This window comes from Aliirhizobium wenxiniae (genome assembly GCF_014201355.1).
GTDB lineage: Bacteria > Pseudomonadota > Alphaproteobacteria > Rhizobiales > Rhizobiaceae > Neorhizobium > Neorhizobium wenxiniae.
In genome coordinates, this window is the sequence record NZ_JACHEG010000001.1 from 1,097,797 (window position 1) to 1,113,100 (window position 15,304).

A 15,304-nucleotide genomic window follows, 5' to 3' on the forward strand; every position below is an offset into this window, starting at 1 on the left:
GCTTGAGCCGCTGCCGACGCGAACCTCGAAAAAATGTACGCCATAGTTACATTCTCCAATTAGAATATATTATATTCCTAATTACAATCTGACGTTCGTTGTTGTGCAGCAGCGTCGCGGATACAGAATCATGGTACCCACGAGGTCGAACTGATGACATCCGACGATAGCAACTCTTCCATCGCCTCCCTCCTCAACCTCGTGAAGAGGTTGAAACAGGATAGCAATCGGCAACATCTGTCGGCCTCCGAAAAGGAAGCCAAGATTTTTGATGTCATCGCGAAGCTGGCAAAATTCCAGCCTCTTCCCGCTCAAGCGGCACCGATGACCTTCAGCGCTGAAGAAAGATAACGCGCAGCAAGAATTAGCCCGTTTCCTGGGGGATAGCAGAACGATCTCTTGCCCGGAAACGAGAAAAGCCCGGTCGAAACCGGGCTTTTCCATGAGACGTGATATATCCAGAGAGCTTAGCTGCCCTGCTGGAAGTAGCTGTACTTGCCGTCCGGCCCCTTCTTCCATTCGTACATGACGTAACCTGGAAGCTTCGGGTCACCCTTTGCATCGAAGGCAATTTCGCCGAGAACGGTCTTGAACGGACCCTTTTCATGCAGAGCCTTGGCAACCGCTTCCGCGTCTTCCGCACTACCGGCAGCTTTGATGCCTTCGGCGATCAGCTGGACGGCAGCGTAGGAATAGAGCGTGTAGGCTTCCGGGTTGAAGCCGGCGGCCTTGAACTTTTCGACCAGCGCCTTGTTTTCCGGGATCAGCGTCGGGTCCGGGCCGAAGGTGTTGAGCGTGCCTTCGACAGCGTCGCCTGCGATCGAAGCGAGTTCGTTGGAGACGATACCGTCACCCGAAACGAGCGTTGCCTTGAGGCCCTGGTCCTTTGCCTGGCGGATGATCAGGCCGGCTTCGGTGTGGAGACCACCCCAATAGATGATCGAAACGCCGGCTTCCTTCATCTTGGCGATGAGGGCGGAGAAGTCCTTGTCGCCGGTATTGACGCCTTCGCGAACGACTTCCTTCTTGCCGGCAGCGTTATAGGCCTTCTTGGTTTCTTCAGCGAGACCCTGGCCGTAAGGCGTCTTGTCGTCGATGATGGCGATCTTGGCATCGGCGAACTTGTCGGCAAGATATTTGCCGGCAACGCCGCCCTGCTGGTCGTCACGGCCGCAGGTGCGGAACGTGTTCCACAGGCCGCGTTCGGTAAAGACCGGGTTGGTCGCAGCAGGCGTGACTTCGAGAATGCCGTTTTCGGCATAAACTTCCGAAGCCGGGATCGAAACGCCGGAGTTGAAGTGACCGACGACATACTTGACGCCATCAGCAACGAACTTGTTGGCAACGGAGACGCCCTGCTTGGCGTCGGAAACGTCGTCACCGAGGGCAATGACAAGCTTCTCGCCATTGATGCCGCCAGCGGCATTGATGTCGGCAATCGCCTGCTCGGCACCCTTCTGCAGCTGCGCACCGAATGCGGCGTTCGGGCCGGTCAACGGACCGCCGACAGCGATGGTGATGTCAGCCCATGCGTTGCCGCTGAAGGCAACCATTGCCGTCAGCGCAACAGCGGAAAGAAGAGACTTCTTCATAGAATAACTCCCAGTTATTATGAGGTGAGTGTTTTTTGGGATCCGGCACAATACCCACCATTACTGCACCGGAAAGCTGTTCCACCTTTTGGTGTATTATTATCTTTGCCCAAACCGATCTGAATTCAGAAAAGACCGGCTGTCAATCTTTCTTCCTCCAGGAAAATGCGGAGGTCGACTCGTAGAGCCAGTAGTAGTTCTGAACCATTTGCCGGGTGCGCCGGAGGCGGAAACCCGCCAGCGCGAAGCCGAGCAAAAGGATAAGGTCCAGAATGAAGTAGAAGGCGTTGAGGATGGGTCCGGCAAACAGCGCGTAATGCAGGAACTGCATCGCGCAGGCCAGAAGTACCGCATAGATCACAACTTCGCGATAGCCGTTCCAGCCCTCGGCTGCAGCCTTGCCCGAACGCCATGCAGTCCAGAAACCGAGCAGCAGAACAATGCCACGCAGGAAATAACGGACGACTGTATCGTCTTCGAAAAACAGGCCCTGCATCTCAGGTTCTCCCGCTGGCCACAGTGATGGTGATCGCGCTCAATGCCGGCCTCCCTCGAGATAGGCTGCACGGACCTCAGGGTTCGCCAACAATTCCTTGCCGGAACCGCTCATCGTCACCTTGCCGTTGACCATGACATAGGCACGGTCGGACAGTTTCAGCGCCGCGAATGCGTTCTGCTCGACGAGGAAGACGGTCAACCCCTCCTCCTTGTTGAGCTTCTTGATCGCTTCGAAAATGCCCTTGACGATCAGCGGGGCAAGACCGAGTGAAGGCTCGTCCAGAAGCAGCAGCTTGGGACGAGACATCAGCGCACGGCCGATCGACAGCATCTGCTGCTCGCCGCCCGAAAGCGTGCCGCCGCGCTGGCTCTGGCGTTCCTTCAGACGCGGGAACATCACGAACACCTTCTCGACGTCTTCCTTGAAATATTTCAGGTTGTCGAGATTGGCGCCCATCTGCAGGTTTTCCAGCACCGTCATGCGCGGAAAGATGCGACGCCCTTCCGGCGACTGGGCGATGCGCTTGCGTGCGATCAGATGCGTCGGCAGCTTGGTGATATCCTCACCGTCGAAGATGACCTGCCCGTTTTTCGCCTGCGGCGAGCCGCAGATGGTCATCATCAAGGTCGACTTGCCGGCGCCATTGGCGCCGATCAGGCTGACGATCTCGCCCTTGTGGACTTCGACATCGACACCGGAAAGAGCGCGGATATTGCCGTAATAGGTTTCGACACCCTGGACTTTCAGAAGGGTTTCACCGGCCATCAGACGGTCCCCTCGTCGAGCTTTTCCTCGATTGCTTCAACTTCATCATCCTCGACGCCGAGATAGGCTGCAATCACCTTCGGGTCGTTCTTCACGTGATCGGGCGTGCCGTCGGAAATCTTCTGTCCATATTCCAGAACGACGACATGGTCGGAAATCTCCATGACAACGGACATATCGTGCTCGATCAGGAGCAGTGACGTGCCTCCATCGCGAATTGTGCGCAACAGCGTGTTGAGCGTCAGGGATTCCTTCGGGTTGAGGCCCGCCGCCGGCTCGTCCAGGCAGAGCAGTTCCGGCCCGGTGCACATGGCGCGGGCGATTTCCAGACGGCGCTGCGCACCATAGGAAAGGTCGCCGGCCGGATCATCGGCGCGATCGATGAGATCGGCCAATTCCAGCCAGTAGCGCGCCTTCTCGATCGCTTCCTTGGCTGCCGTCTTATAGGCCGGCAGACCGAGAAGACCGAGAACCGTGAAACCCGATGCCTTCATCAGCACGTTGTGCTGTGCGACCAGCAGGTTTTCCAGAACCGTCAGGCCGGAAAACAGCCGGATGTTCTGGAAGGTACGGGAAACCCCCGCCACCTTGTTGATCTCGAAGTCACGCAGACGCTCCAGCAGGAACTCCTTGCCGTTCTCGCGTGACAGCGTGATCATGCCCATCGTCGGCTTGTAGAAGCCGGTGATGCAGTTGAACACCGTGGTCTTGCCTGCCCCGTTCGGGCCGATCAATGCAGTGATCTCACCGCGCTTGGCTTCGAACGAGAAGTCGTTGATCGCCATCAGGCCACCGAACTTCATCGACAGGTGTTCGACCTTGAGGATTGCGTCTTTTGTCATTGTCGTACCCGTCGCCATCAGCCGTGGCCTTCCTTGGTGAAGCTGCCGGAGACAGCTTTTCTCTCCTTCAGGAAGGCGGTTGGCTCACGGGTGCCGACAAAGCCGCGCGGTTTGAACAGCATGACGATGATCATCGCCAGGCCGAACAGCAGCATACGGTAGAGTTCAGGCGTGAAGTCGGGCCCGAAAATATGCTTCAGGAACTCCATCTCGCGCAGCAACTCGGTGCCGCCGACCATGACGACCGCTGCAATAGCGATACCGGTCAGCGATCCCATGCCGCCAAGAACGACGATCGCCAGAATGACCGCCGATTCCAGGAAGACGAAGCTCTCCGGAGAAACGAAGCCCTGACGTGCAGCGAAGAAGGAGCCGGCAAACCCGCCGAACATCGCACCCGTCGCAAAAGCCGTCAGCTTGGTCGTGACCGTATTGATGCCGAGCGAACGGCAGGCGATCTCGTCTTCGCGCAGCGCTTCCCAGGCACGGCCGATCGGCATGCGGCGCAGCCGGATCGTCACGTAAGCAGTGATCAGGCAGAGCGCCAGGATCACGTAGAACAGGAACATCTTGTAATAGACCGACGAGGACGGCAGCCCCCAGGCCTTGTTGAAGTTGTTCGCAGCGCCGACGTCGAAGGACCAGATGCCGAAGAAAGATGCCTTGGCGATGCCGGAGATACCGAAGGTACCACGGGTAACATCCGTCCAGTTGATCAACACGAGGCGGATGATTTCACCGAAGGCCAGCGTCACGATTGCGAGATAGTCTCCTCGCAGTCGCAGCACTGGAAAGCCGAGGATGATACCCCAGAAGCCCGCAAGAATGCCGGCCATCGGCAGGAGTAGCCAGAAGGAAAAGCCGAAATTCGCTGACAGAAGCGCGTAGGAATAGGCGCCAACCGCATAGAAGGCGACATAACCGAGGTCGAGCAGGCCGGCCAGTCCGACGACGATATTCAAACCCCAGGCAAGCATCACGTAGATGAGGATCTGGATACCGAAATTGTCGACATATTTCAGCGAGCCCTGGCGTCCGAAGATCATCATCGCCAGGAAGGGATAACAAAGCAGGAAGACCAGCGCGATCTTCAGGAAATGCTTGTGGAAGAAGCTCTTCTTATCCGAGATTTCCAGGACGCCGCTTTTCGCCTTGGCGAGCTTGCGGGCATCCAGATGCGGCTTGATGAAGCCGACGGTCAGGAAGCGACCGATGGCGGCAATGGCAACGAAGACCGCGAGCAGGCCCCAGCGCGTGCGCCAGACCAGCTGGTTGTTGATGTCCTGATAGGTCTCGATGCCGACGAACAGAAGGAACATGCCGAAGGCGATCAAGCCTGCGAGAACGCCTTCCTTGACGGCCTTCGCCATCAGGCCCGATTGATTGTTTTCGGTCGTGTAAGCCATGTCAGACCTTCTCCACTTCCGGACGGCCGAGAATGCCGGTCGGCTTGAAGATCAAGACGATGGCAAGGATGGCGAATGTCGCCACGTCCTTGTAGGCGATAGAGAAATAGGCCGACCAAAGGCTTTCGATCAGGCCGATCAGGAGACCGCCGAGAACGGCGCCCGGCAGCGAGCCGATACCGCCGAGAACGGCTGCGGTAAACGCCTTGACGCCCGGGATGAAACCGTCGTTGAACGACGCAACACCGTAATACATCAGGTACATCGCGCCGGCGACGGCAGCGAGTGCGGCACCCATGATGAAGGTGATCGAGATCGTCCGGTCGACGTCAACGCCCAGGAGCGCCGCCATCTTGCGGTCCTGTTCGGTGGCGCGCTGGGCGCGGCCGAGCGGCGTCTTGTTGACGATGTACCAGAAGGCGAACAGCAGGATCGAGGTAATCACCACGATCAGGATCTGCTTCAGCGAAATGGTGATCGCGCCGAGATGATAGGTGTCGGTGACCAGCGGCGGGATCGGTTTGTTGCGCGGTCCCTGCGTCACCTGGATGAAGTTCGACAGGGCGATCGACATACCGATCGCCGTGATCAGCGGCGCCAGGCGGAAGGACCCGCGCAACGGCCTGTAGGCCACGCGCTCGATCGTCCAGTTCCACAGGCCCGTCATCAGCATGCCGACCAGGAGCATCAGCAGAAGCAGAAGGGCTACCGGTATGCCTGCAAAGAAGGATGTCAGGATCAGGAAGATGATGAGGGCAGCGAAGCCGCCGAGCATGAAAATATCGCCATGGGCGAAGTTGATCATGCCGATGATGCCGTAAACCATCGTATAGCCGATTGCCACGAGGCCATAGATGGATCCGAGAGTCAGCCCGTTGATGAGCTGCTGGATAAAGTATTCCATATAGTTTCCCCTAATGCGGTCCTTTGCGGCCGCACCATTCTTTCAAAGACCTGATGAGATCTTCAATTTTTTTGATTCCTATCCGTTTCGTTAAAAATGTGAAGTGCAAAAGAAAGAGGCAGATCAATTTTCACGAGCTTTTGCCCAGGATGGCGCAAATACACTCAGGAATGCCAGAAATGCGGCATGAAACTCACAGAAAATGAGCGTTTTTGGCGTGCAACAACGCCCTATCCAACCAGTGATTTTCTATAGAGTTTACAACTATCAAGAGCGCATTCGCGACCCGTTTGCGTCAAACAGCGGCACAGGCTGCAGGCGCGCCGGCAGCATTTCCCCCAGAATCTCGATCTGCCATCCATCCACCACCTCGGCGATCTCCTTCGGCACATAGCACATGGCGACCGACACGCCGGATGCGTGGGCATAACCGCCCGAAGTCACCCATCCCCTCACCTCGCCATTAAGCGAGATAGGCTCATCGCCGATGACGTCGGCATCCCCGGCATCGACGATCAGGGTTATCAGCCTAAGCGTCCCGCCCGACGCTTTTTCCTCAAGCGCCGCCTGCTTGCCGATGAAGTCTGCGGACTTTCCATGGACTATGAAACGGCCGAGCCCTGCTTCCAGCGGTCCGTAGAGGGGACGATATTCCCGCGACCAGCTGCCAAAGGATTTTTCCACGCGAAGGGCATTGAGCGCTCGCAGACCAAACAGCGAAATGCCGAACTCCTCTCCGGCCTCCATGATGAGATCGAAGAGATAACGCTGATATTCCGGCTTCATCCAGATTTCGTAACCGAGATCGCCGGTGTAGCTGACACGTCCAAGAATAACCGGCGCCATGCCGAGATCGATCTCGCGCACCGACATGAAGGGAACGGCCTTATCCGAGAGATCAAGATGGGTCAGCTTCTGCAGCACATCGCGCGCCTTCGGTCCGGCAACGGAAAGCCCCAGCAGACCGAGATTGAGCGCATCGACTTCGACCGAGCCATCTTCAGGCAGATGCTGTTCGAACCAGCGCATGTGATAATCCTCGGCGATGCCGGAGCCGATCAGCAGAAATTCGTCGTCTTCGAGTGCTGCCAGCGTGAAATCACCGATAAGCTTGCCCGCCTCGTTCAGCATCGGCGTCAGCGCCATGCGCCCCTCCTGCGGAATACGGCCGGCAAGCATGCGATCCAGCCAGCTCCGCGCGCCCTCACCTGCGATCAGGTATTTGGCGAAACCCGACGTCTCCATCATTCCGGCGGAAACACGCACCGCCTTCGCCTCGTTGCCGACATGCTCGAAATCGGTCGAGCGCCGCCAAGAGAACGTATCCTCTACGCCTTCGGGCGCGAACCAGAGCGGCGTCTCCAGCCCGTAGGACGCGCCGAATACGGCACCGGCAGCCTTGAGTTTGTCATAGACAGGGGTCGTCAGCAGTGGGCGAGCACCCGGCAGCTCCTCGTTCGGATAGCGAATAGAGAAGCGGCGGGAATAATTCTCGCGCACCTTGGCATTGGTATAGCCGAGCGTCGCGTAATCGCCGTAACGGCAGACATCCATGGCGAAGACGTCAAAGCCTGGATCCCCGTTGATGATCCACTGCGCCAGCGCCAGTCCGACACCGCCGCCCTGGCTGAACCCGGCCATGACCGCGCAGGCCGACCAGAAATTCGTCATGCCGCGCACCGGGCCGACCAGCGGGTTTCCGTCGGGAGAGAAGGTGAAAGGTCCGTTGATGATCGTCTTGATGCCAGCATTGTTGAAGGCCGGGAAATGCCGGAAGCCGACTTCCAGCTCGCCGGAAATCCGCTCGATATCTTCGGCAAGCAACTCATGTCCGAAGGTCCACGGCGTCTCGATCGGCGACCACGGACGACAATCCTTTTCATAGGTCCCCATCAGCATGCCGTTGCGTTCCTGGCGGATATAGATCTCGCCGTCGAAATCGACGCAATGCATCAGCTCACGGCCGGACTTTTGGTTGAACTCGATCACCTCGGGCATGTCCTCAGTGATCAGATACATATGCTCCATAGCCAGCACCGGCAGTTCCAGCCCCACCATGCGACCGACCTCGCGCGCCCACAGGCCCGCCGCGTTGACGACGTGCTCGGCGCGGATCTCGCCCTTGTCGGTCACCACCCGCCACATGCCGTCCGGCAGCTGAATCAGTTCTTCTACCTTGGTGTGGAGATAGATTTCCGCCCCGTTCTTCTTCGCCGATTGCGCATAGGCGTGTGTCGTGCCGTAAGGATCAAGATGACCTTCATGCGGATCGAAGACCGCGCCGACGAACTCTTTCGGATCAAGAAGCGGCATCATTGCATGCGCTTCCTCGACAGAAACGAGCCGCGCCTCGCCGCCGGCATATTTCCCCTTGGCGAGCAGCGACTTGAACCAGTCGAAGCGCTCGTTCGTCGCCGCCAGCATCAGGCCCGAAGTCATGTGCAGCCCGACATCCTGGCCGGAATAGGCCTCGATCTCCTTGTAGAGTTCGACCGTGTATTTCTGCAGCTTGGCGACATTGGGATCGCCATTGATCGTGTGCATGCCGCCAGCCGCATGCCAGGTGGAGCCGGATGTCAGCTCCGAGCGCTCAACCAGAACCACGTCCGTCCAGCCGAATTTCGTAAGGTGGTAAAGGATGGAACATCCGACGACACCGCCGCCGATCACGACAACCCGGGCATGGCTCTTCATTCAAATTCTCCGGTGAGAGCAGGACTTTCGTCATGCGTTGAATGCTGCAACTCACCGCAGCCTAATGGCAATCAGAACGGCTCAGTAGACTGTTCTGCGAAGCCCAATGTCGCTTAGCGAAAAATACTTATCCAGTAAGCGTCATCAATCATCACTCTGATTGACGATCCGCCTCACCCCTCCGCAAAAGCGGCAGTCAGCGCGAACTCGCGGCCCATCTCCATCACCTCCTCGAACACCGAGCCTGCGAAGGAACGTGGCACGATGATCTCGAATGCATCGGCACCGCTACGCGCCAGATTGGCCGTCACATGGCAGCACAGCATGTTGGCGGAAGAACCGATGGAGAATGCATCCGGATGCAGATCAACCGCCACACATTTCGCCAGAATCTTGCGGACATTCGGCCCGCAAATCCGGAGCAATACGCGGCCATCGCTCTGATCGGCGAGCGAAGCGCCGGCGATCTCGCCGAGAAGGTTCTCGACCACCGCAGCACCTGATGCCGTCGAGACAAGCAGCCATTCACCCGGCGCGCAGTCACGCAGCAGGGCGCCATCGGTCGACGTCAACGTTTCCTTGACGGAAGCCTCATGGCCGCGATGAGCCAGAACCGAAAAGATCGCCGGGCGACGGATAACGGCGAGATGGTTCGGATTGGCCTTGGCCTCGGAGCCCGCGAGATAGTCTTCCAGCACATGCCGGTGATAGAGAGTGAGCGACATGATGGCCTACCCCTGAAGCTTGCGGTTGTCGGGATCGACAAAGACGGGTGGGCAGACCTGCGCCAGCACCTCTTTTCCGCGCAATCCATCCCAGACGACAATGGTTTCGCCATATCGTTCCCGGCCCGATTTCAGCATGGCAAGGCCGATCGTGTGACCGAGTGTTGGCGAGTGGCAGACCGAGGAAACCCAGCCCTGATCGCTTGCCATCGAAGGCGGCACGTCTTCTTTCAGAAGATGCGCGCCGGCCAAAAATTCATCCAGCTTTTCCAGCGGCCTCAAGCCCACGAGCTGCAACCGGTCGGCAGCGGTGAGGCCGAAACGGCTCGACTGCCGCTTGCCGATGAAATCCGGCTTCTGCAGTGCCATCATCCGGCCAAGCCCAAGATCGTCCGGCGTCGTGCGGCCATCGATTTCGCTATGGGTGACAAAACCCTTTTCGATGCGCAGGACATTGAGCGCTTCGACGCCATAGGCGCAGATTCCTTCGTCCTTGCCCGCCTCCATGATCGCATCCGCAACCGCCTCGCCGTAACCGGCCGGAACAGCAAGCTCGTAAGCCAGTTCGCCTGAGAAGGAGATACGGAACAGCCGCGCCTTCAGCCCGCCACGGAGCGTCACGACCCTGGCGGCAAGATAAGGGAAGGCTGCATCGGAAATATCGTCTTCCACGACCCGACTCATGATCGCTCGGGCACGGGGCCCGGCGAGCGACATCTGCGCCCACTGATCCGTGACAGAGACAAAACGAACGTCGAGGTCAGGCCAGAAGGTCTGCGACGCAAATTCCAGATGCGCCATGACCTCCGCCGCATAGGCCGTCGTCGTGGTCATCACATAGTGGTTCTCGGCAAGGCGGCTCGTAGTGCCGTCGTCGAAGATCATCCCATCCTCGCGCAGCATGAGGCCATATCGCGCCCTGCCGACCGGCAGTTTGAGGAAATTGTTGCAATAGATGCGGTTCAGGAATTCCGCTGCATCTTTGCCGAAAATCTCGATCTTGCCGAGCGTCGAGACATCGCAAAGCCCGGCATTGCTGCGAACATTTTTGACTTCGCGGTCGACGCTTTCGCGCCAGCTATTCTCTCCCGCCCGCGCGAACCAGGCGGATCGATGCCAGAGGCCAGCCTCGACGAAGGTCGCGCCGTTTTTCTTCGCCCATTCATGCAATGGTGAGGTACGGACGGGAGCGGCGTGTTCTCCGCGCGAGGTACCTGCCAAGGCACCGAAGGAGACCGGCGTGTAGAACGGCCGGAAGGTCGTGGTCCCGATTTCGGCCGGCGAGACACCGCGCATGCCGGCAACGATACCGACCGTGTTGACGCCTCCGAGTTTGCCCTGATCCGTCGCCATGCCGGCGGTCGTATAGCGCTTGGTGTGCTCGATATGGCCGAACCCTTCACGCTGGGCAAGGCCGAGATCGCTCACCGCCACATCGTTCTGGAAATCGACGAAGGCCTTGTCTTTCGCGCCCGGTACATACCAGACCGGCGCGAAGGCCGGATCGTATTCACCTTCGACCTCTGGGATGTTCATCTCGTAGGCGGCAAAGCCGAGATCGCGGGCAAGCGCTGTGGCTTTACCGGCACCATCCTTAAGGCAGGCCGAAATCGTCTCGGCTCCTGCTGCAGAACCTGCAGCAATGAACGCTGAACCGACATCCGGCGCCATGAAAGCCTGGGCCTCGTCGGACCAGACGGGCTTTGCCCCGCGCTGACACATCAGATGCACGATCGGCGACCAGCCGCCCGACATCGCCAGCGCATCGCAGGCGATCTCTTCCTGAAAACCCGACCGCTCGGCAATCAGCGCATCGATGCGCTTGCGCCCCCTGGTGCCGACGACACCGCCATTGCGGATCACCCGCACGCCGTCCGGCACGGTATCAGCAGACTGTGCGCGTGCATCGATGATCGCCGTGACATCGACGCCGGCAGCCACCAGATCGGCCGCCGTCCGGTAGCCCGATCCGCCATTGGTGAAAACGGCAACCTTGCCGCCTGCCGCCACGCCGTAGCGATTGGCATAGCTACGCATCGCGCTTGCCGTCATCACGCCAGGCTTGTCGTTGCCGCCAAAAACTAGCGGCCGCTCTTCCGAACCGGACGCAAGAATGGCGCGCTTGGCGACGATACGCCAGAGCCGCTCCATCGGCAGGTCCGGCGAAGGCGCAGCCACATGTTTCTGCGCCCGCTCGACGGCCCCGAAAACCATATCGTCATACCAGCCGAACACGGTCGTACGCGGCATCAGCGTGACATTTGGAAGTGCCGCCAGTTCCTCGATCATCGCCTTGGCGAAATCGGCAGCCGCAATACCGCCCACCGAGGCGTTTTCGGACAGAAGCGATCCGCCAAGCCGGAAACCTTCGTCTGAAAGGACAACGCGTGCACCGGCACGCCCTGCGGCAAGCGCCGCCATCAAGCCGGTCGGACCGGAACCGATAACCAGCAGATCGCAATGCACCCAGGATTTCTCGTAGCGATCCGGATCGGCCAGCATCGTAAGCTTGCCGAGACCGGCCGCCCGGCGGATCACCGGCTCGTAGAGCTTTTCCCAGAGCGCTGCCGGCCACATGAAGGTCTTATAGTAAAAGCCGGCACCCAGCATCGGCGAAAGCAGGCCGTTTATCGCACCGATATCCGTCGATAGCGACGGCCAGCGGTTCTGACTGACCGCAGTCAGCCCGTCGTAAAGCTCAGCGACGGTCGCCCGCACATTCGGCTCGGCGCGAGCGCCGGACCCTATCGTCATCAGCGCATTCGGCTCGGAAGAGCCGGCCGTCACCGGCCCGCGCGGACGGTGATATTTGAAACTGCGACCCATCAGCATCCGGTCGTTGGCAAGCAGGGCCGAAGCGAGCGTGTCGCCCTCGAAACCCTTGTAGGTCTTGCCATCGAAGGTAAAGGTCAGCGGCTGGCCGCGATTGACCCGGCCGGCGGATCCGAGACGATAGGAGGTCATTCGCTCAGTCTCCCGATCGCTGCGGCATCGACGACGCTGAACACGTCATGGGTGACGTTATCGCGGTCGACGATCAGAAAGCGGCGACAGCCACCGGCATGGTGCCAGTATTCCTGGTACCGGCCTTTCGGATTTTCCCGCAGATAGACATAGGCGTGCCAGTCCTCCTCGCTCGCGGTGGGATGCGGCCGCGAAAGCGCCGTGCCACGGATGGAAAACTCTTCCTTGGGTCTGGTGCCGCAGTGCGGACAGGTGATGAGGCTTGCCATGAAATATCTCAGTGAATGTTCGGCTGGGGGCCTTTGCCCGCTTCGTCGATCATGTGGCCGCGCTCGAAGCGGTCGAGCCGCAGGAAGCGCGAAACATGGTGGCTCTCGTTCTTGGCGATCAGATGGGCAAAACAGAAGCCCGAGGCGGGCGTCGCCTTGAACCCGCCGTAACACCATCCCGCATTGAGATAGAGATTGTCGATCGGCGTTCGGTCGATGATCGGCGAACCGTCCATGGACATGTCCATCACGCCGCCCCAGGAGCGCAGCACCTTGGCGCGCGAAAGGCCGGGAATGAGCGAGACGCCCTCCTCCATCGTATGCTCGACGGTCGCAAGATTGCCGCGCTGGGCGTAGGACGAATAATAATCGATGTCCGCACCAAAGACCAAGCCGCCCTTGTCGGACTGCGAAATATAGAAATGCCCGGCGCCATAGACGATCACATGGTCGATCGCCGGCTTGATGCCCTCGGACACGAAGGCCTGCAGCACATGGGTCTCGATCGGCAATTCCAGCCCCGCCATGCGCGCGGTCTCGGAAGAATGACCGGCCGTCGCCAGCGCCAGCTTGTTGCAGCCGATGAAACCCTTGTTGGTGTCCACGCCCGTTACCCGCCCTTGCTCGTCACGGCGGATGGCGTTGACCTCGCAATGCTGGATGATGTCGACGCCGTGCATGTCCGCGCCGCGCGCATAACCCCAGGCAACGGCATCGTGCCGCACCGTTCCACCGCGTTTCTGCAAAAGACCAGCCAGGATCGGGAAGCGCGCGTGGTCGTAATTCAGATAAGGCATCAATGCCTGAAGCTGCTTGCGGTCCAGCAGTTCCGCATCAACCCCGTGCATGCGCATTGCATTGCCGCGCCGCGCATAGGCGTCACGCTGCCCGTCGGAATGCGCCAGCATCATCACGCCGCGCTGGCTGACCATGGCGTTATAGTTGAAATCCTGCTCGAGCCCTTCCCACAGCTTCAGCGAAAATTCGTAGAAGGGGATATTGCCTTCGAGCAGATAGTTGGAGCGGATGATCGTCGTGTTTCGGCCGACATTGCCGGAGCCGATATAACCTTTTTCCAGCACCGCGATGTTGGTGATGCCGAATTCCTTGGCAAGATAATAGGCCGTCGACAGGCCATGCCCGCCCCCGCCGACAATGATCACATCGTAATGCGATTTCGGCTCCGGCTCACGCCATGCCGGTTTCCACAGCCGGTTGCCCGAAAGCGCCTGCTTGATGATCGAATATGCCGAATAACGCATCCATCCATCCCGTTCATGCCCGGTCCAGCTTCGCATATGCGGGGATAAGGACAAGCGCAATGAGGACACCAACGGTTCCGTTTGCGACAGCTTTCCCTGCATCATCGGGCTCGTGCGCCGATAGGACGCACGCAGCCCCCGAAGCAGACCGCGGGGATGAATAGCAAGGTCACGAGAGTGCTTTCAATAGCTTGGCCTCAACTTCGTCCCCGCATCACCGGCACGGCCATAAAATCCGGCAGATACGATTTCCGGAGATGACCATGAGCGACCGCACCACCAATCTCGACATGCCCTTCATCATGCCCTCGCAGGCACAGAAGCACGTCACCCATAACCAGGCCCTGCTGCTGCTGGATGCGATCGTTCAGCTTTCCGTGATCGGTGAAAGCGGCGGCCCTCCGGAAACGCCTGCGCCCGGAGATCGCTTCGTCGTCGCAACCGACGCCACGGATGCATGGAGCGGTCGTGCTGGCCAGATAGCCATCTGGCAGGACGGCTATTGGGCCTTTGCAAAGCCGGGCACGGGCTGGCGCGCATGGTTCAAGACAGGCGGCAGGCTGAAGGTGTTCGACGGCTCGGCATGGCAGGACATGCCCCTACCCGAAAACGCCGGCGTCGTAACGATTGGCGTCTCTGCCACAGCCGACAGCACCAACAGGCTCTCCCTCTCCTCTCCCGCCAGCCTGTTCAATCATGCAGGCGACAGCCATCGGCTGAAGATCAACAAGGCGTCGGCAGTCGATACGGCCACGCTGCTTTTCCAGTCCGGGTGGACGGGCCATGCGGAAATGGGGCTGGCAGGAGACACCAATTTCTCCATCAAGGTCAGCGAAGGCTCAGACTGGAAGGCCGGCCTGGTCATCGACGGCGCCGGCCGCGTCACAATGCCCAACCAGCCGGCCGCAAGGCTCTATCGCAGCGGCACGAGTTTCGCACCGGCCTCGGGACAACAGAGCGGCATGTCGGACTTCGCATTGAACCGGGGCGGCTTCGCACTCGGCGCAGCTGTTGCAGGTGGCGGCAATGCGCTCGTCATACCCGCAACAGGTCTTTATCTTCTTGCCCTGACGCTTTCTGTCGCAACGGCTTCTGCCGCCTATAGCCTGTCAGTTTCGCGCAATGGTAGTCCAGGCCTGCTGATGCTTGCCGCCGGAGCCGGCAATGCCACGACATTGTCGTCCTGCGCCATCGTCCAGCTGCAACAAGGGGATACGCTGACATTCAGCCATTCCGGTTCCGCCGCGTTCAACCTCGGGCCAACAGGAACTATCCTTTCAGTCGCAATGATTTAGCGAAAAAACTTCAAAAAATGATACAGGCCCGTACCAAATTCGCACAGTCCGACCCGCTCAATTCGACTTTTGCGCTCCTTCCCCCTC

General features: G+C 59.3%; 13 protein-coding genes. 2 read left to right on the top strand and 11 right to left on the bottom strand.

Annotated elements, in window-relative coordinates; translation table 11 throughout:
- Positions 1 to 153 precede the first annotated feature (153 nt).
- A complete protein-coding gene (locus HNQ72_RS05345; RefSeq protein WP_183990204.1) occupies positions 154 to 351 on the top strand; it encodes a hypothetical protein in 198 nt (65 codons plus the stop codon).
- Positions 352 to 467: 116 nt separating this feature from the next.
- Here HNQ72_RS05345 and HNQ72_RS05350 read toward each other — a convergent pair whose 3' ends face one another.
- From HNQ72_RS05350 to HNQ72_RS05400, 11 genes are all read right to left on the bottom strand, one after another.
- Positions 468 to 1,592, bottom strand: coding sequence for a branched-chain amino acid ABC transporter substrate-binding protein (locus HNQ72_RS05350; protein WP_183990206.1), 1,125 nt, complete (start codon positions 1,590 to 1,592; stop codon positions 468 to 470).
- Positions 1,593 to 1,734: 142 nt separating this feature from the next.
- The gene (locus HNQ72_RS05355; RefSeq protein ID WP_183990208.1) at positions 1,735 to 2,088 is read right to left on the bottom strand and encodes a DUF6867 family protein; all 354 of its coding nucleotides are present in this window, start codon (positions 2,086 to 2,088) and stop codon (positions 1,735 to 1,737) included.
- A 39-nt stretch (positions 2,089 to 2,127) separates the two neighbouring features.
- Positions 2,128 to 2,856, bottom strand: a complete 729-nt coding sequence (locus HNQ72_RS05360; protein WP_183990210.1) for an ABC transporter ATP-binding protein — start codon at positions 2,854 to 2,856, stop codon at positions 2,128 to 2,130.
- The gene (locus HNQ72_RS05365) at positions 2,856 to 3,716 is read right to left on the bottom strand and encodes an ABC transporter ATP-binding protein (RefSeq protein WP_183990212.1); all 861 of its coding nucleotides are present in this window, start codon (positions 3,714 to 3,716) and stop codon (positions 2,856 to 2,858) included. The genes HNQ72_RS05360 and HNQ72_RS05365 overlap by 1 nt, the downstream gene beginning before the upstream one ends.
- Entirely contained in the window at positions 3,716 to 5,068 is a 1,353-nt protein-coding gene (gene livM, locus HNQ72_RS05370) for a high-affinity branched-chain amino acid ABC transporter permease LivM (protein ID WP_373289409.1), read from the bottom strand. Before livM ends, HNQ72_RS05365 begins: the two co-directional genes overlap by 1 nt.
- A 37-nt stretch (positions 5,069 to 5,105) precedes the next feature.
- Positions 5,106 to 6,008: a branched-chain amino acid ABC transporter permease gene (locus tag HNQ72_RS05375; RefSeq protein ID WP_183990216.1), complete on the bottom strand. Its 903-nt coding sequence runs from the start codon at positions 6,006 to 6,008 to the stop codon at positions 5,106 to 5,108.
- 267 nt (positions 6,009 to 6,275) lie between these two features.
- On the bottom strand, positions 6,276 to 8,702 hold the full coding sequence (locus HNQ72_RS05380) for a GcvT family protein (protein WP_183990218.1): 2,427 nt from the start codon (positions 8,700 to 8,702) through the stop codon (positions 6,276 to 6,278).
- A gap of 173 nt (positions 8,703 to 8,875) precedes the next feature.
- The gene (locus HNQ72_RS05385; RefSeq protein WP_183990220.1) at positions 8,876 to 9,427 is read right to left on the bottom strand and encodes a sarcosine oxidase subunit gamma; all 552 of its coding nucleotides are present in this window, start codon (positions 9,425 to 9,427) and stop codon (positions 8,876 to 8,878) included.
- Between the two features lie 6 nt (positions 9,428 to 9,433).
- Positions 9,434 to 12,391 (bottom strand): sarcosine oxidase subunit alpha family protein, encoded by a 2,958-nt coding sequence (locus HNQ72_RS05390; protein WP_183990222.1) that lies wholly within the window; start codon positions 12,389 to 12,391, stop codon positions 9,434 to 9,436.
- Entirely contained in the window at positions 12,388 to 12,660 is a 273-nt protein-coding gene (locus HNQ72_RS05395) for a sarcosine oxidase subunit delta (protein WP_183990224.1), read from the bottom strand. The genes HNQ72_RS05390 and HNQ72_RS05395 overlap by 4 nt, the downstream gene beginning before the upstream one ends.
- An 8-nt stretch (positions 12,661 to 12,668) precedes the next feature.
- Entirely contained in the window at positions 12,669 to 13,922 is a 1,254-nt protein-coding gene (locus tag HNQ72_RS05400; RefSeq protein WP_183990226.1) for a sarcosine oxidase subunit beta family protein, read from the bottom strand.
- Positions 13,923 to 14,185: 263 nt separating this feature from the next.
- Here HNQ72_RS05400 and HNQ72_RS05405 point away from each other — a divergent pair, with 263 nt between their 5' ends.
- The gene (locus HNQ72_RS05405) at positions 14,186 to 15,217 is read left to right on the top strand and encodes a DUF2793 domain-containing protein (protein WP_183990228.1); all 1,032 of its coding nucleotides are present in this window, start codon (positions 14,186 to 14,188) and stop codon (positions 15,215 to 15,217) included.
- Positions 15,218 to 15,304: the final 87 nt, after the last annotated feature.

Bases quoted from the DNA above. Each gene is read 5' to 3' on its own strand.
- HNQ72_RS05345 (WP_183990204.1), top strand. From the start codon at position 154: ATGACATCCGACGATAGCAACTCTTCCATCGCCTCCCTCCTCAACCTC.
- HNQ72_RS05350 (WP_183990206.1), bottom strand. From the start codon at position 1,592: ATGAAGAAGTCTCTTCTTTCCGCTGTTGCGCTGACGGCAATGGTTGCC.
- HNQ72_RS05355 (WP_183990208.1), bottom strand. From the start codon at position 2,088: ATGCAGGGCCTGTTTTTCGAAGACGATACAGTCGTCCGTTATTTCCTG.
- HNQ72_RS05360 (WP_183990210.1), bottom strand. From the start codon at position 2,856: ATGGCCGGTGAAACCCTTCTGAAAGTCCAGGGTGTCGAAACCTATTAC.
- HNQ72_RS05365 (WP_183990212.1), bottom strand. From the start codon at position 3,716: ATGGCGACGGGTACGACAATGACAAAAGACGCAATCCTCAAGGTCGAA.
- livM (WP_373289409.1), bottom strand. From the start codon at position 5,068: ATGGCGAAGGCCGTCAAGGAAGGCGTTCTCGCAGGCTTGATCGCCTTC.
- HNQ72_RS05375 (WP_183990216.1), bottom strand. From the start codon at position 6,008: ATGGAATACTTTATCCAGCAGCTCATCAACGGGCTGACTCTCGGATCC.
- HNQ72_RS05380 (WP_183990218.1), bottom strand. From the start codon at position 8,702: ATGAAGAGCCATGCCCGGGTTGTCGTGATCGGCGGCGGTGTCGTCGGA.
- HNQ72_RS05385 (WP_183990220.1), bottom strand. From the start codon at position 9,427: ATGTCGCTCACTCTCTATCACCGGCATGTGCTGGAAGACTATCTCGCG.
- HNQ72_RS05390 (WP_183990222.1), bottom strand. From the start codon at position 12,391: ATGACCTCCTATCGTCTCGGATCCGCCGGCCGGGTCAATCGCGGCCAG.
- HNQ72_RS05395 (WP_183990224.1), bottom strand. From the start codon at position 12,660: ATGGCAAGCCTCATCACCTGTCCGCACTGCGGCACCAGACCCAAGGAA.
- HNQ72_RS05400 (WP_183990226.1), bottom strand. From the start codon at position 13,922: ATGCGTTATTCGGCATATTCGATCATCAAGCAGGCGCTTTCGGGCAAC.
- HNQ72_RS05405 (WP_183990228.1), top strand. From the start codon at position 14,186: ATGAGCGACCGCACCACCAATCTCGACATGCCCTTCATCATGCCCTCG.